This window comes from Pseudomonas syringae (assembly GCF_021605415.1).
Classification (GTDB): domain Bacteria; phylum Pseudomonadota; class Gammaproteobacteria; order Pseudomonadales; family Pseudomonadaceae; genus Aquipseudomonas; species Aquipseudomonas syringae_S.
The window spans coordinates 1-20988 of record NZ_WKEQ01000019.1 but is presented as its reverse complement, the minus strand read 5'-3'; the positions used below and the strand labels follow the sequence as shown (position 1 = coordinate 20988).

The window sequence follows — 20988 nt, the reverse complement described above, 5'->3', positions numbered from 1 at the left end:
GGTGATGGGCGCGGCAATAGCCGAATCGTGCAGATCGTTATCCGTTTTGTGCAGAGGGTGTTACGAACATCAACCAAACCTGCAGGAGTCTGGCTTGCCAGCGATGGCATCAACTCAGGCGATATTTGTGTTGAATGTGTCGGCCTCATCGCTGGCAAGCCAGCCCCCACAGGGTTATGGGCAGGGACACACAATTTTGTAGACACCGCCGAACCGCTGTAGGAGCGAGCCTGCTCGCGATGGCGACCTGACTTTTAGTGGCGGCGTTTGAAGGTTTGGGAGGGCAGTTCGCCGAATTGCATACGGTAGCTTTCAGAGAATCGGCCCAGGTGCAGGAAGCCGTAGTCCAACGCCAGTTCGGTGAGGTTTCTGACCGGGCAACTCGGGTCGTTGAGGCAGGTGTGGATGCGTTCGAGCTTACGCTGGCGGATGTATTGCAGCGGCGTCACGCCGAGTTGGCGTTCGAACAGCGCATACAACGAGCGCGGGCTCATGCTGGCCTGCGCGGCGAGGTCTTCGGCGCGCAGGTCGAGTTTCAGGTTGCGCTCGATGTAATCGAGGATGCGCTCGAAACTGACGCTGGGTGAACTGAGGGATTCGCGGATGATGTTGGTGCTCATCAACGACAGCAACTTGCTGCCGACAATCTGCGCGTAATGCTCTTGCACCCGCAACAGCGGATCGCTCGCCTCCGCCTCCAGACACACCATCGCGAGCAAATTGGTAAACCCTTCCAATTCATCCAGCCGATAATGATTGCGCAAAAACCGCACGCCACTGCCCGGACGCTGCCAACGCTGGTCATCGCACACCGATTCGAGCACCGTCGCCGGCACCTTCAGAATGAATTTCTCGCAATCTTCCGAATACGTCAGATCCACCGGATCATCCGGATTGATCACCAACAACTCGCCCGGCACCAGATAATGCTCGCGTTTGTGCCCGCGCCACAGGCAATTGCCTTGCAGCAGCACTTGCAGGTGATAGACCGTTTCCAGCGCCAGCGAAGTAACGCGCACGCTGCCACCGTAGCTGATGCGGCACAGATCCAGGTCAGCGAGTTTGCGGTGATTGAGGCTGGCTTGGGGACGAGAGCTTTTGGACAGACCGATGAAGTGCTGGCCGACATGCTGGTTCACATAATCGGAGACGGCATAGGGATCAGCGTGAAGGAACACGCTGCTGCGGTCACTCAGCAGGCGACTGTCCATGGGCAAGGCACTCGATGTTGTCGTTATTTTTGTCACCTGCCGCTGATCACAAAGGCAAGTGCAGGTTCACAGTTTAGTCACGAAGCTTAGCGAACGAATCACTGGCAAGATCGGCTTCATTGGTCACAGTACGCCTGAGCCGCAACAACGACAATTGGACCAAAGACTGGACGCTCGATAATCGAACACTTTGATCACACTCATCACGACCCTGACCCTGTAACGCCCGTGATACAACGGCTCCACGCTTGAAATATTTTCTGGCGAATCCCCGGATCCAACCTACTCTGACCCCGGGGATTCGATTCCCAAGAAAGGTCGGGGGGCCTGTCTTCGGTACTGACGCAAGTACGCAGGAGCTGCTCATGAACCCGACAAGATTGTCCGCGTTGTTCGCTGCTTCACTGTCGTTATCCGCTTTGACGGTACCCTTCATCACTCACGCCGCCGATAAGCCGCCGCCCAATATCGTGGTGATCATGGGCGACGACGTCGGCTGGTCGAACATCGGCGTTTACAACCAAGGGATGATGGCCGGCCGCACGCCCAACCTTGACCAGCTCGCCGCCGAAGGCATGCGCTTCACCGATTATTACGCCGAAGCCAGTTGCACCGCCGGGCGCGCCAATTTCATCACCGGTGAACTGCCGATCCGCACCGGCATGACCACCGTCGGCCAGGCCGGTTCGCCCATCGGCATTCCCGCCGAAGCGGTGACCATCGCCACCGTGCTCAAATCCATGGGCTACAGCACCGGCCAGTTCGGCAAAAACCACTTGGGCGACCTTAACGAATTCCTGCCCACGGTGCACGGGTTCGACGAGTTCTTCGGCTACCTCTACCACCTCGACGCCATGGAAGACCCGGCGCATCCCAACTATCCAAAGGATCTGCTCGACACCATCGGCCCGCGCAACATGGTGCACAGCTGGGCCACCACCAGCGACGATGCGACCGTCATGCCGCGCTGGGGCAAGGTCGGCAAACAGAAAATCGAAGACGCCGGCACGCTCTATCCTGAGCGCATGAAAACCGTCGACGACGAAATCCGCGACAAGGCCTTCGCTTTTGTCGACAAAGCCAAGCAGGACAACAAACCGTTCTTCCTCTGGCTCAACCCGACGCGCATGCACATCGTCACGCACCTTTCGGACAAATACGAAGGCATGCGCAACGCACAAAACGGCTGGTCGGAACAGGAAGCCGGTATGGCGCAACTTGACGACATTGTCGGCGACGTCATGACCAAGCTGAAAAACGACGGCATGGCCGACAACACCATCTTGGTGTTCACCACCGACAATGGCGCGGAAAACTTCACTTGGCCGGACGGCGGCACAACGCCGTTCGCGATGGGTAAAGGCACGGTGATGGAAGGTGGGTTCCGCGTGCCGGCGATCATCCGCTGGCCCGGCCAGGTGCCGCCCAACACCATCGGCAACGGCATCATGTCCGGCATGGACTGGTTCCCCACTTTTGTCGCTGCGGCGGGTAATTCGGCCATCACTACTGAACTGCTCAAAGGCAAACAACTGGGCGACCGAACCTACAAAGTTCATCTGGACGGCTACGACCAGACGCCCATGATCACCGGCAAAGGCCCGTCAAATCGGCACGAAATCTTCTACTTCGGCGAGAGCGCACTCGGGGCCATTCGCATTGATGATTTCAAGTACCGCTTCATCGATCAGCCCGGCGGCTGGCTGGGCGCGAAAGTCACCCTCGACATGCCGATCCTGACCAACCTGCGGCTTGACCCGTTCGAGCGTGCCGGCTGGCCGGAAAACATGGCGGCCAGCGGTTCCCTGGAATATTTCGAGTGGTTCAAATTCCAGTTCTGGCGTTTCGTTTTCGTCCAGCAGCAGGTGGTGAAACTGGCTGAAACGGCCATCGAGTATCCGCCGATGCAGAAAGGCGCGAGTTTCAATCTCGAAGCGGTCAAGGCCAAGATCGAAGCGGCACGGGGTGCCATGGGCAAATAACACGTCACGCGAAAGGCGGATGACCTTCTTCGGCCATCCGCCTCATTGACGCACGTTGATCGAGGTCAGCCCATGAACATCAGCAAAAGCGCCCTGCCCACCGTCACCCTGCTTGCCTTGTGCATCTCGCAAGCCCAGGCCGGCGGCATCATGCTCTACGAAATCGGCACCGATAACACTGGCTTGGCGAATGCCGGCGCGGCTGCCCGCGCGCAAGGCCCGTCGACCATCGCCAGCAACCCGGCCGGCATGAGTTACCTGCCCGCCACGCAAATTACCGGTGGCCTGCAAGTGATCTACGGCAACCTGACCTTCAACCGCGACGCCAACACCAACGGCACCGGCAATGGCAGCGGCAATGCGCTCGACCCGATTCCCGGCGGCAGTTTCTTCATCAGCCATCAACTCGATGAACACTGGAGCGTCGGCTTCGGCAACTACGGCGATTTTGGCCTCGCCGCCAATTACGACAACAACTGGTCGGGGCGTTACTTCGCCCAGAACGCCAGCCTCGCCGGACTCTCTTTTGTCCCCAGCGTGGCCTATCGCTTCAATGAGCAGTGGTCGGTCGGCCTCGGCGTCAAAGCCATGTACGGCATGCTTCAGGCGCAGACCGCCATCGACCGCTCGCCGTTCGGCCTGACCGACCGTAGCGACGGCCAGTTCAAATACAAGGACAACGACTGGGGATTCGGCGCCAACGTCGGCGTGATCTACGCGCCGCAACCCGGCACCCGCATCGGCCTGGCCTACACCAGCAAAGTCGATCTGGACTTCGAGGACGGACTGGACGTCAAAGGCGACGGCCCGTTGCTGCGGCAGCTGGACGGCATCGACACCCAACTCGACATGACCGTGCCGCAAACCGCGACCCTGAGCCTGTTTCAACAACTCGATGCGCAGTGGGCCTTGCTGGCCTCGGTCAACTGGCAGGACTGGTCGGAATTCGGCGACATCGCCGTGCAAGTCGACACCACAGCGGTCGGTGCGCAATCGACCACCATCGACGCGCATTTCAAAGACACCTGGCAGCTGGCCCTCGGCGCCCAATATCAAGCCACCCGACAACTGCTGTGGAACGTCGGCATCGCCTACGACAGCAGCGCCGTCTCCGACGGCAATCGCACCTTCACCGTCCCTATGGGCGAATCCTGGCGCCTGGCGACCGGCGCCACTTACGCCATCAATAAAGACACCGACGTCAACGTCAGCTGGGCGCTCGTCTGGCTCGGCGACATGCCGGTGGATCAGACCAAATCGACGTCGGGCACGCGAACTTCCGGTCAGTTCGACAACGCCTGGATTCAAGCCGTGACCGGCAACATGACCTGGCGTTTTTGACGCCATTTCACCCCCAAAAAAATACGACTGAATCCACGGAGCACACACCACCATGAACCTGTCCCGAAAACTGTTTGTCAGCACAGCGCTGGCCCTTGTCGTGCTCGGCGGTTGCACCTCGAAAGTCACCGAGCGCGCGCAATATTCCGGCTTCCTGCCCAACTACAACAACCTTGAGGAAGTGACCACCACCAGCGGCGAAAAAGCCATGCGCTGGGTCGCGCCGTCGTGGAACCCGAATGCCTATGACACCGTGGTCTTCAACCGACTCGAGTTGTACCCGGCGCCGCAACCGAACGAGCGCGTCAACCGCCAAACCCTCGATGACATCCAAAACTACATGACCAGCAAGGCCAAAGGCGTCCTGGGTCAAAAATATCGGGTCGTAACCCAGACGACTTCCGTGCCTGCCGGCGCCAAAGCCTTGATCCTGCGTGCCGCGATCACCGGGGTAAACGCCGAGAACGAAGGCATGAAATGGTATGAAGTCGTCCCCGTCGCCGCCGTCGTCGGTGGCGTCAGCGCCGCCACCGGCCATCGCGATCAAGACACCACGCTGTTCATCGAAGCCGAACTGATCGACGCCAGCAACAACCAGACCGTCGCCAAAGTGGTGCGCAAAATCTTCGGCAGTCAGCTGTCGAACGCCAGCCAGAAAATCACCGCGAAAGACTTCAAAGCGGCGATTGATAAGTTGGGGGCGGATCTCCAGGCGTTTATCCGTTAACGACCGGCCGCCATTGTCGGGTTTAATGCAGGCCTGCTTTTGGAGATAGAAGATCCGTAATGATTAGAACGTGCTGCTCATGTGCCCTGCTCGCCCTCTGCCTGTCGATGGCCGGATGCGCGAGCAAGGCAACCCCGGTGGCAGGCTCGAACTGCTACGCCAAAGCGCTACCGACGGCGGGCGAAGGTGGCTTGGCGTGGGGTTCGACCTTGGGCATCGCGCAGCAGAAATCCCTGAACAACTGCGCGCGTTACGCCGGGCGATCCGGAGGGACGCCGTCGACGTGCAAAGTGGTGTTGGCGCAGTGTAAGCGGTGATGAGGTCACTTCAGGTTTGATGAAGACGCTCGCCCAGTGCCTCGGCCATGCGCACCAGATCGGCAAACGATTTGGCCTGCATTTTTTTCATGGCATGCCCTCGATGGATTTTTACGGTGATTTCACTGAGATTCATCTGGCCGGCGATCTGCTTGTTCATCAGCCCTTTGACGGCCAGGCCCATGACCTCTTTCTCGCGCACGGTCAGCGTCTGGAAAAGGGCATTCAGATCGGAGAACTGCGCCTCGATTTCGCGGCGCCGAACGTCGGCCTGAAGCGCAGCTGACACTGCATCCAAAAGATCCTGCTCACGAAACGGTTTGGCCAAGAAGTCTACCGCGCCGGCCTTCATCGCCTTGACCGACATTTCGATGTCGCCATGTCCGGTGATAAAAATAATTGGAATATTGGTATTGGATTTGGCCAGTTGGCTTTGAAATTCCAGTCCGCTGCTGCCTTGCAGTCTTACGTCCAGCACCAGACAGCTCGCGCCGTCGGTTTTCGCATGCTGAAGAAACTCTGCCGTTGATGCGAACGTTTCGACCTGAATACCGGCGGAACGCAACAGGTTGCTCAAGGCCTCGCGCATGGAGGCATCATCATCCACTACGAAGACCATCGACCCCTTACCCGCCTGCTCACCGGATGGTGAATGACTGCTCATGCACAAGCCCTTCCGTCAAATGGAAAAAAGTGTAACACAGCACTTCCTCCTCTCATGGACGAAGTAAGAAATGTAGACCGCCCACGAAACATTTATGCGAACACCGTTAAGTCCAATACCCAGATTAGTAAAAATAAATAACAAGGGTAATACACAAGCGACCGGACTTGAGCGCTACAACTGGTTCCATTGATGCACCAACTACAGAAGTGCTCGCAGTTGTTGGAAAAGATACGGTACTGACTTTCACCTATACGTGATCGCGCACGCAAGGCAATGTCCTCGTTTGAATATTCACCAAACTCCTCTTTCAGCCAGACCGGCTTACCGTTGGCAAATTGTCCAACAGTGGTCACTTCGACAGGGCCCGCCGTGAAAGAGCCGCTAAAACCCGAATAATGCGCCACCTTTCCGCGCCCGAGATAGATCCCGTGGTGAACATAAAACGGTCGAGGCGTCATCAGATGCGCTCCGACAGGAAAGTCGACAGGGTTCATTTCCGCCAGCATTGATGATGGTACCGCCGGGATGATGCGGCCACAGGCGCACTTGCAACATGCGTACAGGCATGTACTCAAATACCCGCCAACATTCAATGCCGTTCGCGGCACATGCAAAACGGCCACTGCCTTCATCAACTTGTTTGCGAGCGTGTTCATGATAAAAACCTCCACAACCCTTGACGAGTAATGTATCGCCCGCGCTGTGGAACTTCATTTGTACACACGACTACTTTAAATGACCGTTGATATGCACTCTCTAAACCAAAGTATTAACGGGCAGTGTGAATTGAACGGTCGCACCGCATGGCATGTTGGCACTTGCCCACAAGTGGCCGCCGTGAGCCTCGATGATTGAACGACATATCGACAAGCCCATGCCTAATCCAGTGGGTTTGGTGGTGTAAAAAGACGCAAACATCTGCTCGATGTTTTCAGTCGCAAACCCCGGCCCTGAATCGCTTACGCTGACCAGCACGTCACCGTCATCATCCAGCGAGGTACTGATGAGCAGCCGAGGTTCGCATTCGTGTTCAGCACCCATCGCCTCAAGCGCATTCATGATGAGGTTGAGCAGCACCTGTTGCAGTTCGACACGGTCACCTTCTATCAATGGCAAATCGCGTTCCAGCAGCATCTGCACCACCGTTCCAAGCTTGGTGATCTGGCCACGGCTGAACTCGATCATTTCCTCAATCGCCACATTGATATTGACTGGCCCTTTTTGCGGAGGGGCTTTGCGGATATGGCGACGGATTCGGCCCAGAATATCGGCAGCACGATTGGCGTCTTTGATAAGGCTGCCGAGCACTGTGCGAACCTCTTCGATTTCCGGCGGCTGAATGCTCATCCAGCGCAACGCGGCATTAGCGTTGAGGATCGATGCCGCAATCGGTTGATTGACTTCGTGGGCAATCGATGCCACGAGCTGGCCCATGGTTGCGACACGGTTCGCGTGCGCCAATTCGGTTTGCACTTCTCGGTAGCGCCGCTCGCTTTCGCGGATTTTTTCTTCCGCCTGCTTGCGTTCGCTCAAATCCAGTACGAACGCCACACCTTCCTTGCCGCTGGACTCAAACATGGCGAGACCGACGATCACCGGCAACCGACTGCCATCCTTGCGCAAATATTCCTTCTCGTACGGCTGGGCATAACCTGTCTGTACGGCCTTGGCCAGGTAGTGCTCACTAATTTCACGGTACTGCGGTGTGGTCAGGTCTTTCCAGCGCAGGCGACCCGAGACCAGATCTTCGCGCTCGTAGCCGACCATTCGCAGGAATGCGTCATTGGCCTCGCGGATGTCACCGTTAGCGTCCCAAACGAGGATCCCGATGATATTGGCGTCCACCAATCGCCGGATCTTGCTTTCACGCTCTGCGACTTCGCGGTACAAGCGCGCGTTTTCAAGCGAAATGGCCGCCTGCGAAGCCACCAGTTTCAATACTGCAATCCGGGTCGGGCTGAAGACACGCGCCGCCAGATTGTTTTCCAGATACAAAGCCCCGCCCTGCTTGCCCTGATTCATCAGTGGCAGGCAAAGCACCGAACGGGCCTGGTTGCGTCGGATGTAAGGATCTTCGGAAAACGCGGATTCGTGCAGGGCGTCATCCAGGAAAACACTCTCGCCGCTGCGCAAGACATGGTAGAGCAGTGATTCAGGCAGTAATGCCGAGGTCATGGGCATGTCGCGCAATTGCATGGCGTCGCTACCGGTTGTCACTTGTGCGGCGATGCGATGTTCATTGGCGTCCGAAAGGATCAACACCCCACGTTCGGCCCCCGCCTGTTCAATGGCAGTGCGCATGATGATGTCGATGAGTTTTTCCAGAACGATTTCGCCCGACAACGCTTGCGAAACCTTTATCACCGTCGCCAGATCAAGGTGTTCCACTGAAGCGATCATCGTCGTCGTCGCGCCGGGTGCGGGCGGTTCGTTTCTGAGTGACGGATAGCGCATTTCAAGCTGCCGCACTTTGCCGTCCGCGCCCCAGCGCTGGTAGCCATAGCGCGCATCTTGCAAGTAGACACTGGCTACTTTGCCGAGGCCACGCGCCGCGTAAAAACGCGAGGCGAGTTCGTTGGCCAGCGCCTCGACATGCACGAAACCAGACTTCTGCGCGGCGTGGATGGCTTGTTCGTAAAGCATTTCGGCGTCAATCAACCGCCCATCCACGCGCGCAATCTCCGCCTCGACCAACGCAGCACGGCTGGCAAAATTTTCCGGACATTGCTCGGCCCACATTTGAAGCTGGCGATGATTTGCCGCCATGGCAAGCAAGTGCGGCGCACGCTCGGCCACCAATAGGCTGTCGCACCAGCGGGCACGCGCCAGTGCGTCATAGAAGCAAAACTCGGCTTCTTCAAAAAACAGATAGGACGTCCACAGCAAACGCTGGGCTTTAGCGGCGGCTTGCATCGCCGCACCGGGATCGTCGGCCATGTAGCGCGCCTGAAGTTTGCGCACCCAGTACCAACATTCGGCCAATGCCAGATCCGGATTACTGGACAGGTGTTGCTCGGTGGTCGACTCGTCAAACTCACTGCTATCAAAACAACCAAAAACCGGCGTCGAACCCCGCAACATCCGGATGATCGCCAATTGCGTACCGATGAAATCGGTGACCAGCCCGAACCGAACCTTTCTGGCATAAGCCATACCACGCTCCGCCACGTCTTGTACTTCGGACAATGGCTCGCCAGCGAACAGGAAGTCAGAAGTAAAGGCATTACCGGCATACGCGCCATAAGGCAAATCGCCGATTCGATTAGCGGCGGTAAACGAGCGGCGCAGCAACTCGCGACATTGCGCTACAGGTCGCATCCAGCGTACGGCGAAATTCGAGAAGCACAGATAGGTACTCGCTTCGAACTGATTCAGGCCGCGCTTATCCACCAGATCGCACCCCAATTGGCCGAACCGGAAACCGGCCTGGTAGTCGCCAAACCGCCGCCCGGCGACTCTGAACGCATTGGCGTAATGAACACACGACGCATCGCAATTGCCTCGTTCCAGGCAAAGCGTGATGGCTTTGCAGATCGACAGGCACGCCAGGTTCGCGTCCGATTGCAATGCGGGTGGGAAAAGCTTGCTCAGGGCGCTGAGGGTCATTACCGAGACGGTGTCTTCAATCAGCGGCAAATCAATAAGGTCTTCGATGGAACGATCGCCCAACAACGTCCAGATACGGTCATATTCCTCGCGTACCTCCTGATCACTCGGGCGGGCAGACCATTCGATGCCGACATGACGCAAGTAATCCAGACAAACGGAAACGGCGCCGTCGCTACGATCCATCAGCAAATAATCATCCATCAGAAGACACGCGACATTACCTCGCTCGATGGTCGTCGTGGCATGCGCCAACAGTGCCGTCAGGCGTTTGTCAGCAGCCGGTAATTGCCCGGTCAGCAGCTCGCATTCGGCACGGTTCAACTCCAGCTGAAAGTTCAGCTCGTGCAGGCGGGCCCAACTGTCGTCGTCCAGCAACCGCGAGCCCATGGCGAGATAATTGAGCGCCGATGCATAGGCCGTCGATGTCTTGGCCCGTCGACCGGCCAACAGATTGAACGCCGCCAGTTGTTCCCGCTCGGCAGGGTCGATGATCAGCACGGCACCACTGTTGAGCTGGCCGACGATATCGAAAATCACCTCCTCACGTTCCTGTTCAGGCGTCTGCGCCGCCAGCAACCGACCGATTCGCAGGTGAGCCTCGGCACGGGCCGTGCCGGGAATCAGCGAGTAGGCCGCTTCATGAATGCGGTCATGTACAAAGCCGTAGGCATCTTCAAGCCGCTGCACCAGTTCCTGGCGGATGGCTTGCCACATGACGACGTGGATCTGCGCGGGGGCCAGGCCCAGAACGGTTGCGAGTGCTCTGGTACCAGCAACGCTGCCCAGGCAGGCCAGTTGCTGCAGTGCATGTTGCGTTTCAGTCGGTAATCGGGTCAGTTTGCCAACCATCAGATCCACAATGTTGTCCGTGTAGCCCTTGGCATGAATGCGTTCCTCGCTCCAGCTCCAGCGCAATGCCTTATGGTCGAAGGTCAGCAATTGCTCGTCCGCGAGCGTCTGCAGAAACTGGATGACAAAAAAAGGATTGCCCGCAGTTTTTTCCAGCACCAACTGTGCCAAGGGCTCGATACGTACAAGCGCATCACCGAGCGCATCCGCAATCAACCGCTCGATGTGGATTTTGGCAAGCGGCGCCAGGGTGATTTCATCAACCCGCCCTCCTGCTGCTCGAATGGCGTAAAGCTTGCGCGTCAGTGGGTGCGTGGCATCCACTTCATTGCTGCGGTAAGCCCCCACCAGCATGAGATGGCGCACATCTGAACTGGTCAGCAGGTCTTCCAGCAAATCGAGGGTGGCCGCATCGATCCACTGCAGGTCATCGAGAAACAACGCCAGCGGATGCTCGGCCCGGGCAAATACACCGATGAAACGTCGAAACACCAGCAGAAAACGACGCTGCGCCTGTTGCGGCTCCAGAGGCTGCAAAGGGGGCGGATCGCCGATAATCAGCTTCAGCTCCGGAATCAGGTCGGTCATCAAGCCTGCGTGGATATCGAGCGCGTTATGCAAAGCTTCTCGCCAGTGCGCCAGTTCGGCGTCGTTCTTGCCAAGGAGTGTGCGCACCAGGCTTTGGAATGCCTGCACCAACGTCGCATAAGGAATGTCTCGTCGGTATTGATCGAACTTGCCCGTGGCGAAAATTCCGCGTGGCGGCACCAGCGCCTTGTGCAACTCGTTAACCACGGAGGACTTGCCGATTCCGGAGTAACCGCTGACCAGCATGAGTTCAGGTGCGCTGCTCTTAATGATCCGGTCGAATGCGCAAATCAGGGTGCTCACCTCGTTCTCGCGCCCGTAAAGTCTTTCCGGAATCATTAGCCGATCGGACGAGCCCTGCTCGCCCAACACAAACTCATCGATATGACCGCAGCGCTCCCAATCCGCGAGGCATCGCTGCAGATCATGCTCGACACTGGCGGCCGTCTGGTAGCGTTCCTCGGCAGTTTTGGCCAGCAGTTTCATGACGATCGCGCACAGCATGGCGGGCACGGTTTCAACCCGTTCGCCCGGCGGTTGGGGTTTTTTGGCGATGTGGCAATGCACCCATTCAATCGGATCTTTGGCCAGGAACGGCAACGACGCCGTGAGCATCTCGTAAAGCGTGACGCCGAAGGAATACAGATCGCTGCGCGAATCGATCGAGCGATTCATGCGCCCGGTCTGTTCGGGCGCCATATACGCCAGTGTCCCGGCCATGGTATCGAGCGGCTGTCGTTCCCGTGGCAACCACGACGCCAGGCCGAATCCGGTCAGCCGAGCCTGCCCGTCAGCGCAATTCACTAGAATGTGCGAGGGTTTGATGTCCTTGTGTACCAAACCGCGCTGATGCAGCTTTGCCAATGCCTGCACGATGCGGATGGCCAGGTGCAAGAACGTCGGCGTCTGCATGGGGGCCACCAGCAACTGCATCAATGGTGTGCCGCCGCAATCTTCCAGCAGCAGGCTGATCTGCCCGTTTTCCCGCTCCATCTCAAGCGGGAGCACGGCCCAGTCGCGATCCAGTTCGTCCCGCAGGGCAAACTCATGGGCGAACCGTCCAAGGCATGCGGGAAGGGGCTGCTCGGCGGTCGGTCGTGCGACGAGGACATTGCGCTCGCCAGCCACACCCGTGCGCACTTCCCGACAGAAGGTGCGCTCACCATCGTTCCACAGTATCTGCATATCGTTATCCATTGGTGCGGGAACGTATTGTCAGCTTGTAGCCTAGCTTCGGATCAGGGGGTTGTGGTGACTCGGCGCTGGTGGGTCGCCATTGATCTTTGCTGAAACGTATTCTGCTGTTCGTCGTGACCAAGTGCCCGATGATTCGCGGTTTGCGCCGCCATCGCTGCAAATTCGTGGATCCCGCGCAACCGGACTCTACCCGCCCGACACTGGTTTGAGGGTCAAGCACTGGCAGCAAAACCCGCGATGGGCGCGACCCCGAGGTATCGAGCAAAGCGTCCGCGCAACCAGCTTTCCCGCGGATCGTTGTGGGTCGCTCCACGCCACGCCATCGACACGTCCGACGTCGGTAGCGACAACGGTGCGAACTCGGCACGCATGCCTTCCATTCGCGCCATCGCCGTGGCGACGTAATCCGGCACGATCGCAATCATGTCGCTGCCGGCCAGCAATCCGGGTAAGGCACTGAATTGCGCAACGCCGAGGACGACCTTGCGCTGACGCTCCACCAGACCCAAGGCATGATCGACGTCGTCGATGACATTACCCATCGACGACACCACCACATGAGGCCGCCGACAAAAGGCGTCCAGATCCAGCACATGGGAATCCGCATCGGCGCGCAATAGCATCGGCTGCATCGACCGCAGTCGCTTGCAATGAGCGCTGGCCGGCAGTTCATTGGCAAAGCTTATGCCTACCGAAATGTCGCCAGAGGTCAACAAGTGTGGCAATTGCCGATGATCAACCCTTCGCACAACCAGCGTGATGTTGGGCGCCTCATCACGCAGGTGCCTCATGAGGGCCGGAAGCAGCGCATATTCGACGTCATCGGAAAGCCCTACATGAAAAGTTTCGTCGCAGGTCATCGGGTCGAATGCCTGAGTGCAACTGAGCGCGGTTGCAATGCCATCCAGCGCCGGAGTCAGCCGTGCGTGGATTTCGGCCGCACGCGCCGTCGGCTCCATCACCCTGCCCGTGCGGATGAACAGTGGATCATTGAACATCGAACGCAGTCTTCCCAAAGCACTGCTGATTGTCGCCTGGCACAGGAAAAGTCGTTCACCGGCGCGGGTCACGTTGCGTTCGCGCATTACTGTTTCGAAGACAATCAGAAGACTGATGTCGGCTCGCCGCAAATCATTTCTGTTCATCACGTTCACCGTCCAGTTACCAGACCGCAAGACCAAGGCGCTACCCGTTTTTTTCAGGCGGGCAGCAGGGAGTACAAGCTTTGCAAACTCACGCCAACACGTCACTTGTACCTAGGTTCAAGAGGCGCATCCGTTGGTTGCGTTTTCTCGTACTTTTGTATGCTGGATCGAAGGATATTTCATGCGCAGTAAAGTTCGAACGGCTTGATTTAATGGGGTTTAATCAGTGCCGCCAAGCGTTGGTCTTAGAAAACCATACATAAGTATGATTCTTCCCCAATTCACAACGGGTATGTTGTAGTGAAGGCAGAATTCTTCATGGGTAGCCCCAATGAATCAACCTATACAAACACGCCACACCGTCGTTACCTCAATCGTCGATGACGATGACTCCGTACGCTCCGCCATCAAAAGCCTGCTGCGATCCAGCGGTTATAAAGTCCAGACTTATTGCAGTGCTTCGGAGTTTCTCGAAACCAACGGTGCGCGACAAACTGATTGCCTGATTTCCGATATCCAGATGCCCGGGATGAATGGCCTGGAACTGCACAAGCAATTAGTCCGGATGGGCATTCATCTCCCGACCCTGTTCATTACGGCATATCCCGAAGCCTTTCCGCCGATGCTCACCGATTCGCCTGCCCTGATGGCCTATCTGCCCAAACCCTGTGACCCGGATAGACTGTTGAACTTCGTCAAAACCGCCCTGCATTCCACCACTGACATTTGATTCAAACCTCACTGCCCCGACTTATAAACTTTGGTTTACATTCCTGGCACTGACGTATGGTTTTTATGAACCGACGTAGAAGTGCGCATCAAAGACCCTGGCCATACCATCAGTTGACAGCGGGCGACCTGCTGAAACTAACCCAAAGACAACTTCAAGAACATTTGAAAATCTTTTGAGGAACAACTGATGAAACAGCAAATTCTGGTTATTGGTGCTGGGTTCGGTGGCGTGTGGAGTGCGTTGAGTGCCGCTCGCCTTCTGGATCAACACAATCGCAACGACGTCGAAATCACCCTGCTCGCACCGCAAGCACAACTGCGCATCCGCCCACGCTTCTACGAGAGCGACGTTCACACCATGTTTGCGCCGCTGGATGCGCTGTTCGATACCGTCGGTGTGCGTTTCGTCCAGGGCAGCGCCGAGCGTATCGATGAGCTGGCGCGAACCGTAGGTTATCGAGACGAGACCGGGCGCTGGAGCACATTGAGCTACGACCGGTTGATTCTGGCGGCAGGCAGTCAATTGAGTCGTCCGAAAGTGCCGGGCCTTGAAGAATTTGCTTTTGATGTCGATCAGATCGAGGCCGCCACGCGTCTGGAAAAACACCTCGACGAACTCAAAAATCGCCCGGCCAGCGCCGCTCGTAACACTGTAGTGGTCGTGGGCGGCGGTTTCACCGGCATAGAAACCGGCACCGAAATGCCCGCCCGCTTGCGCGCCGCGCTCGGTGGGCATCAGGAAATCCGCGTGATCATCGTTGACCGTTCCCCGGCCATCGGCGCGTCCATGGGTGACGGCATCCGTCCATCGATCATCGAGGCCTGCGAGCATTTGGGCATCGAGTGGGTTGTCGACGCCAGTGTCATGGCGATTGATGCCAACGGCGTCACCCTCGCCGACGGCCGTCATATCGAAAGCCAGACCGTGATCTGGACCGTTGGCTTCCGCGCCAGCCCTCTGACGGAACAAATGACCAGTGCCCGCGATGCCCTCGGTCGCTTGCATGTCGATCAAAACCTCAAGGTGTTGGGTCAGGAGCACGTCTACGCCGCAGGCGATGTCGCCTATGCCGCCACCGATGACCTCGGTAATTTCGCCGCGATGTCCTGCCAGCACGCGATCTGCCTGGGACGACACGCCGGCAACAACGTTGCGGCAGACCTACTCGGAGTCGCGCCGACGCCTTATCGCCAACCCAAATATGTCACTTGCCTGGATCTGGGCAACTGGGGCGCAGTGTACACCGAAGGCTGGGATCGCCAGCTGAAACTGGTCGGGGAAGAGGCCAAGGAACTCAAGTCACAAATCAACAGCGTGTGGATCTATCCGCCGGCCGCCGACCGCGCCACGGCACTGGCCGCAGCCAACCCGATGATTCCGGTGGCCTGACATCCGTTTGAGATTCCTGTCCCTAGCCTTTGGAGAATGACCATGGCCGTGCATTTGAACCACTTCGCCCAAACAACAAACACCCAACAATCCTCAGACCTGAGCCTGCACAACAAACCGATTGCCGGCGCGCCCGGTTTCGAAGATCTGGTGCCTTCTCGCTACGCCGTGCGGATCGGCGACATTGATGTGCTGGTGGTCAGCGACGGCGTGCTGCCGTTACCGACCTCAACCATGTCGACCAACGCCGAGCCCGCCACCCGCGCTGCGTGGTTCAAAAATATGTACCTGGGGCCGGACGCCTTCGACTGGGCGCTGAACGTGCTGGTGGTGCGCAGCGGCGAACAGACAATCCTCGTCGACGCCGGACTCGGCGGGCAATTTCCGGGCTTCCCGCGCGCCGGGCAATTCCCCAAGCGTTTGAAGGCGGCCGGCATCGAACTCGAAGACGTGACCGACGTGGTCATCACCCACATGCACATGGATCACATCGGCGGGTTGCTCGTCGATGACGTGAAGAATCGCCTGCGTCCTGACGTGCGCATTCACGTCGCGGCCACTGAAGTCGAATTCTGGAAGTCGCCGGACTTTTCCCTCACCACCATGCCCGAGCCGGTGCCAGAAGTGCTGCGCTCCACCGCCGAACAGTTCATCGAAGCCTTTCACAGCAAGCTGTGCCTCTTCGACGAAGAGTACGAAGTGGCACCGGGCGTGACCGCTAAACGCACTGGCGGCCATACGCCGGGGCACTGCGTTGTGTACGTGAACTCCGGCGGCGAGCGCCTGACCTTCGCGGGCGACGCGCTGTTCCCGGTCGCCTTCGATCATCCTGAGTGGCACAACGGTTTCGAACATGACCCTGAGGAATCAATCCGCGTTCGGGTGCGCCTGATGCAAGAGGCCGCCGCCAGCGGTGAACTGCTGGTCGCCACCCACCTGCCCTTCCCGTCCGTTGGCAGAGTAGCAATCAACGGCGATACCTTCCGTTGGGTCGCGGCGTTCTGGGACTACTGACAGCGCGTTCACACTTTCAACCGCTGCACACAAAAGCCGTGCGATTAACGGCCATTTGCCCTTGTGCTCTCATCGCCGCGGCTTACCCTTGAGCCGCGGCAACCATTTGGTGCCCCATAAAACCATAAGAGAGAACCCGCCTTGATCCGCCTCGACAAAGCCCCGCTCTGCCTCGCCATTCTGTCCACCCTCATCGCCACCGCCAGCCACGCCGCTGACGCCAACTGGGTCGACGCCGCCGTCACCGCGGTCAACCCGGACGTTATCGACCTGCGCCACACCATCCACCAGCACCCGGAACTCGGCAACATGGAGTTCAAGACCGCCGCGCTGGTCGCCGAACGCCTCAAAGCCTCGAACATCGAAGTACGCACGCAGGTCGGCAAAACCGGTGTCGTCGGCGTGCTCAAGGGCGGGCTGCCCGGCCCGGTCGTTGCGCTGCGTGCGGACATGGACGCGCTGCCGGTGAAAGAGATGACCGACCTGCCCTTTGCCAGCCAGGCCACCGGCGTGCGCCTGGGCAAAAACGTGCCGGTGATGCACGCCTGCGGCCACGACACCCACACCGCCATGTTGCTCGGCGCCGCCAAAGTGCTCGCCGACCACCGTGACCAGATTCGCGGCACCGTGGTGTTCCTGTTCCAGCCCGCCGAAGAAGGCGCGGCCGATGTCGACGAATTCCAGAACGACACCCTGATCGGCGCCCAAGCCATGATCCGCGACGGCGCGCTCGACAAGCCAAAAGTCGAAGCCGTGTTCGGCGTACACGTCATGGCGGGCTACCCGACCGGCCACCTCTATTACAAATCCGGCACCGTGCTCAACAGCAGCGACTCATTCCGCATCACCGTAAAAGGCCACCAAACCCACGGCTCCGCACCCTGGAGCGGCGTCGACCCCATCGTCGCCAGCCAAGGCATCATCGGCGGTTTGCAAACCCTCGTCAGCCGCCGCATCGACCTCACCAAAGGCATGGGCGTCATCAGCGTCGGCACCCTCAACGCCGGATCGGCCAGCAACATCATCCCCGAAACCGTCGAAATGACCGGCACCATCCGCACCAACAACGCCGACATCCGCGCCGCGATCCTGAAAAAAATGCCACCCCTGGTCAACGGCATCGCCACCGCCTACGAAACCGAAGCCAACCTGCTGCTCATCAACAACAACCCCGTCACCATCAACAACCCGACACTGACCGAAGCCATGATCCCGGCCCTTGAACTGGCAGCGCCGGGCAAGGTTGAACGCCTCGACGCGTCCCTGTCGCCGAGCGAAGACTTCTCCTACTACGCACAAAAAGTGCCCGGGCTGTTCGTATTCCTCGGCGCCACGCCAGAGGATCAGGACATGAGCAAAGCGCCGAACAACCACAGCCCCTACTTCACCGCCGACGACGCAACGCTCGCGACCGGCGTGAAGGCGCATGTGCAGTTTGTGCTTAACTATCGCGGGCCGAATCACCAAGGTTGAGCTGTTGGGGGTTGGGCGTTTTGATGAACACACATGACAGCCCCGGACAGGAACCACGCCTATGCCAGCCACTCGAACGCGTCCCACGCCTGCACCGTTGCTGAAGCCGGGGGAAACCGTAGTGTTGTTTGATGGGGTGTGTAAGTTGTGCAATGGGATGGTGCGGTTTTTAATCCGGCATGACCGGGAGAAACGGCTGCGGTTGGCGGCGGTGCAGTCGCCTGAGGGGCAGACGTTGCTGGCTTGGGCGGGATTGCCGTTGGATGAGTTTGAGACGATTGCGGTGATTCGGGATCGGGAGTGTTGGGAACGGTCGGATGGGTTTCTGGAAATCATTGCACTGCTGCCCGGGCGCTGGTTTCCACTTCGACTTTTGCGGGTGTTTCCGCGTTGGGTTCGGGATTGGGTTTATGACCGCATTGCGCTCAACCGCTATCGGCTTTTTGGACGATACGACAGTTGTCTGGTGCCGAATTCTGATCATGAAGAACGCTTTCTTTAGAGGTCATTAGCTATACGCATTACTACCGCATTCGGTCTGGGCCATTTTAGAAGCAGCATCACAGCTGCCTGAAACTCTCTATGAGCAGCTCGGAAAACTTGTCTCTTGCACGGTGAGCGCCCACATTCCTGTTTGATATAAAATAATTTTGAACAGGCTGTAAGTCTTCAAACATATACCCATTGATACTTCCGAGCTGCCCAAACTGCTCAAATATACCTTTCGGAACTAACGAAACGCCTGCCCCGGAACTTACACAGCCAATGATGGTGCCATAACTGGCTATGTTTGTGATGGTGCTTGATACTCCATGCTTCCCCAGCCAACTCACCAACGCCTTCCGGTAAGGACATCCTTCAGGCCACATGAATATATCGACGCCACTCAGATCCTGCGGCTTATCTATCCGCCCGGCTATCGAAGAGGCGATCAACACCAACTCTTCCTTGTAAATCTCGGTACTTTCCAGATCCGGATGTTCGGGTCTGACAGCAATGACTGCTCCGTCAAGTTCATGACTGGCTACATCGTTTGATAATTGCAGCCAATCGCCCGTGCTGAACTGCATTTGCACAGAAGGATAAAGTTGGTGAAAGTTTGACAACAGCTTTGGCATCCGGCCTGTGGCGGATGACTCTATAGCGCCAATTTTCAAGTTTCCCGACGGCGCAGCGCCAGGATCCAGCGCTCTTTTTGATTCCTCACACAAGGACAGGATGTTGTTAACATAGCTTAAAAACAACCGCCCGGAAGGGCTGATTATCAACCCCCTGCCTTTTCTTATAAATAACGAGACGCCAAGCTCGCTCTCTAAAAGCTTTATTCTATTTGTAATGTTAGATGGAACGCAGTGCAATAGCTCGGAAGCACGAATAATGCTTCCCTGGTCGGCTACGACTTTAAACATCTTTAACTGAGACAACTCCATGTCATTGCTCACTAAAAGTGAATGGTGGAGTGAGTATAAGTCAGTTGATGCGAGCATTCAACTCGTATAACTTTCCAGATTGGAGATCATTAAGGCATTACAACCGAATAATCTTGACCAGTCTTTAAGGAAGGAGGCAAATCATGAGTTCAGCATTGCCGCAAGTTCGATACGAGCGAGTTGAATACAAGACCATGCAAGAATTTGGTGAGATTTTTGTCAAGGCGCTGCCAAACTATATACGAAAATTAAAGATTCCCGGTCGAGCGATATTCAACAACGACCGGAGGCAGCCAATGTCAGCGCATATTACTCACATCGACGAAATTCAGATCGCGCTGTCTGAAGTGCTTAGCCATCCGATCACCCAAGAAGCTCAGTTACACTGCGAAAATACATTCAAAGTGCTTCTGGAAAAATCTGCAGCAGACGCGGCAATTTTGAAATTCTTCAATGGGTGGAATGAAACCCATAGAACTACCAGTTTGGTTTCCGCGAAAATTATCATGCGGCTATCCGCAGATGCGATTTCTTTGTCTGCGGAAAAACAGTTGGGTTACCACCGCGTCATGGCGCATATGCATGAAGTGGCAAAAGATGATTTTGGGCTAGGTCATACAGGTCACGACGGTATGTATGGCTACATCACCGCAGCGTTTGGCGCGACAGCTTGGGTTGACGATCAGTACAAGGTTCGTGAATGCAACGACTTTTCAGAATTTCTTTACGATACGGGAGTAGCAAAACATAAGGCGGCTTTGAATTCGGAGGAACATAAAAATTCAATCATGGATGCGATGATGGTTTCTATCGCCTCGGAGCTTTGGAATGGTCGGGAATACAATTTTTTCGCTCAATACATAGAGGAAAAACTGATCTCCCTTAATCCTTCATTGAGCGCAAACTCACAAAGTCTGCGTAACGCCAAGGGATATGTCATGGGCCATTCAGGGGAAGTGGAATACAAACATGGCTTGCATGCGTTAGCCGCGGTACAAGCATTCGGCAGTACGGTGGATATAACATTCAAGCCCGGAAGACTTAAAGCAATCATGCTTAATTACAACGAAAGGGTTGGAAATGCATTTGCGGGCCTGCATTACGCTCTGATCTCATAGGACAGTTCTATAGCCGTCTAAATATTACCGATTAGCGCTTTACAACCGAGCAGCAGGCTGATCGGTATACCTAAGGAAACTCTGAAAAAGACTTTCTGATTTGGCAAAATACCGCGACCCCACCCACCGAGTTTCCCGATGAAGCAGATGACCTTCGCCGACGCCGAGTACGCTGGCAAGCGCAAGCAAACCCGCAAG

General features: G+C 57.1%; 17 protein-coding genes. 10 read left to right on the top strand and 7 right to left on the bottom strand.

Features of this window, described 5'->3' with window-relative positions; translation table 11 throughout:
* Positions 1 to 254 precede the first annotated feature (254 nt).
* Positions 255 to 1211, bottom strand: a complete 957-nt coding sequence (locus GIW69_RS14940; RefSeq protein WP_236483447.1) for an AraC family transcriptional regulator — start codon at positions 1209 to 1211, stop codon at positions 255 to 257.
* 365 nt (positions 1212 to 1576) lie between these two features.
* On the opposite strand from GIW69_RS14940, the gene GIW69_RS14935 reads away from it, so the two are divergent.
* The 4 genes from GIW69_RS14935 to GIW69_RS14920 all read left to right on the top strand — a co-directional run bounded on the left by GIW69_RS14935 (position 1577) and on the right by GIW69_RS14920 (position 5578).
* Positions 1577 to 3193 carry an arylsulfatase gene (locus GIW69_RS14935; protein WP_236483446.1) on the top strand — a complete coding sequence of 539 codons (1617 nt, stop codon included), beginning with the start codon at positions 1577 to 1579 and terminating at the stop codon, positions 3191 to 3193.
* A 72-nt stretch (positions 3194 to 3265) separates the two neighbouring features.
* Positions 3266 to 4534 carry an outer membrane protein transport protein gene (locus tag GIW69_RS14930; protein WP_236483445.1) on the top strand — a complete coding sequence of 423 codons (1269 nt, stop codon included), beginning with the start codon at positions 3266 to 3268 and terminating at the stop codon, positions 4532 to 4534.
* A 52-nt stretch (positions 4535 to 4586) separates the two neighbouring features.
* A complete protein-coding gene (locus GIW69_RS14925) occupies positions 4587 to 5261 on the top strand; it encodes a DUF3313 domain-containing protein (protein ID WP_236483444.1) in 675 nt (224 codons plus the stop codon).
* 59 nt (positions 5262 to 5320) lie between these two features.
* Complete coding sequence (locus GIW69_RS14920) at positions 5321 to 5578, top strand: hypothetical protein (protein ID WP_236483443.1); 258 nt, start codon at positions 5321 to 5323, stop codon at positions 5576 to 5578.
* A 10-nt stretch (positions 5579 to 5588) separates the two neighbouring features.
* Here the strand turns inward: GIW69_RS14920 and GIW69_RS14915 are convergent, their stop codons facing one another.
* The 4 genes from GIW69_RS14915 to GIW69_RS14900 form a co-directional block, all read right to left on the bottom strand.
* The gene (locus GIW69_RS14915) at positions 5589 to 6242 is read right to left on the bottom strand and encodes a response regulator transcription factor (protein WP_236483507.1); all 654 of its coding nucleotides are present in this window, start codon (positions 6240 to 6242) and stop codon (positions 5589 to 5591) included.
* 92 nt (positions 6243 to 6334) lie between these two features.
* On the bottom strand, positions 6335 to 6901 hold the full coding sequence (locus GIW69_RS14910) for a lecithin retinol acyltransferase family protein (protein WP_236483442.1): 567 nt from the start codon (positions 6899 to 6901) through the stop codon (positions 6335 to 6337).
* A gap of 100 nt (positions 6902 to 7001) precedes the next feature.
* Entirely contained in the window at positions 7002 to 12476 is a 5475-nt protein-coding gene (locus tag GIW69_RS14905) for an ATP-binding sensor histidine kinase (RefSeq protein ID WP_236483441.1), read from the bottom strand.
* 224 nt (positions 12477 to 12700) lie between these two features.
* Positions 12701 to 13633 carry a LysR family transcriptional regulator gene (locus GIW69_RS14900; protein WP_236483440.1) on the bottom strand — a complete coding sequence of 311 codons (933 nt, stop codon included), beginning with the start codon at positions 13631 to 13633 and terminating at the stop codon, positions 12701 to 12703.
* 331 nt (positions 13634 to 13964) lie between these two features.
* Here GIW69_RS14900 and GIW69_RS14895 point away from each other — a divergent pair, with 331 nt between their 5' ends.
* The 5 genes from GIW69_RS14895 to GIW69_RS14875 all read left to right on the top strand — a co-directional run bounded on the left by GIW69_RS14895 (position 13965) and on the right by GIW69_RS14875 (position 18744).
* A complete protein-coding gene (locus tag GIW69_RS14895; RefSeq protein ID WP_236483439.1) occupies positions 13965 to 14363 on the top strand; it encodes a response regulator in 399 nt (132 codons plus the stop codon).
* Between the two features lie 189 nt (positions 14364 to 14552).
* A complete protein-coding gene (locus GIW69_RS14890; protein WP_236483438.1) occupies positions 14553 to 15755 on the top strand; it encodes an FAD-dependent oxidoreductase in 1203 nt (400 codons plus the stop codon).
* Between the two features lie 42 nt (positions 15756 to 15797).
* Positions 15798 to 16769 (top strand): MBL fold metallo-hydrolase, encoded by a 972-nt coding sequence (locus tag GIW69_RS14885; protein WP_236483437.1) that lies wholly within the window; start codon positions 15798 to 15800, stop codon positions 16767 to 16769.
* Between the two features lie 141 nt (positions 16770 to 16910).
* The gene (locus GIW69_RS14880) at positions 16911 to 18242 is read left to right on the top strand and encodes an amidohydrolase (protein ID WP_236483436.1); all 1332 of its coding nucleotides are present in this window, start codon (positions 16911 to 16913) and stop codon (positions 18240 to 18242) included.
* Between the two features lie 61 nt (positions 18243 to 18303).
* Positions 18304 to 18744, top strand: coding sequence for a thiol-disulfide oxidoreductase DCC family protein (locus GIW69_RS14875; RefSeq protein WP_236483435.1), 441 nt, complete (start codon positions 18304 to 18306; stop codon positions 18742 to 18744).
* Positions 18745 to 18802: 58 nt separating this feature from the next.
* Here GIW69_RS14875 and GIW69_RS14870 read toward each other — a convergent pair whose 3' ends face one another.
* Positions 18803 to 19672 (bottom strand): LysR family transcriptional regulator, encoded by an 870-nt coding sequence (locus GIW69_RS14870; protein WP_236483434.1) that lies wholly within the window; start codon positions 19670 to 19672, stop codon positions 18803 to 18805.
* 143 nt (positions 19673 to 19815) lie between these two features.
* Here GIW69_RS14870 and GIW69_RS14865 point away from each other — a divergent pair, with 143 nt between their 5' ends.
* On the top strand, positions 19816 to 20790 hold the full coding sequence (locus GIW69_RS14865) for a hypothetical protein (protein WP_236483433.1): 975 nt from the start codon (positions 19816 to 19818) through the stop codon (positions 20788 to 20790).
* 17 nt (positions 20791 to 20807) lie between these two features.
* Here GIW69_RS14865 and GIW69_RS14860 read toward each other — a convergent pair.
* On the bottom strand, positions 20808 to 20988 hold a 181-nt coding region (locus GIW69_RS14860), incomplete at its 5' end, for a hypothetical protein (protein ID WP_236483432.1).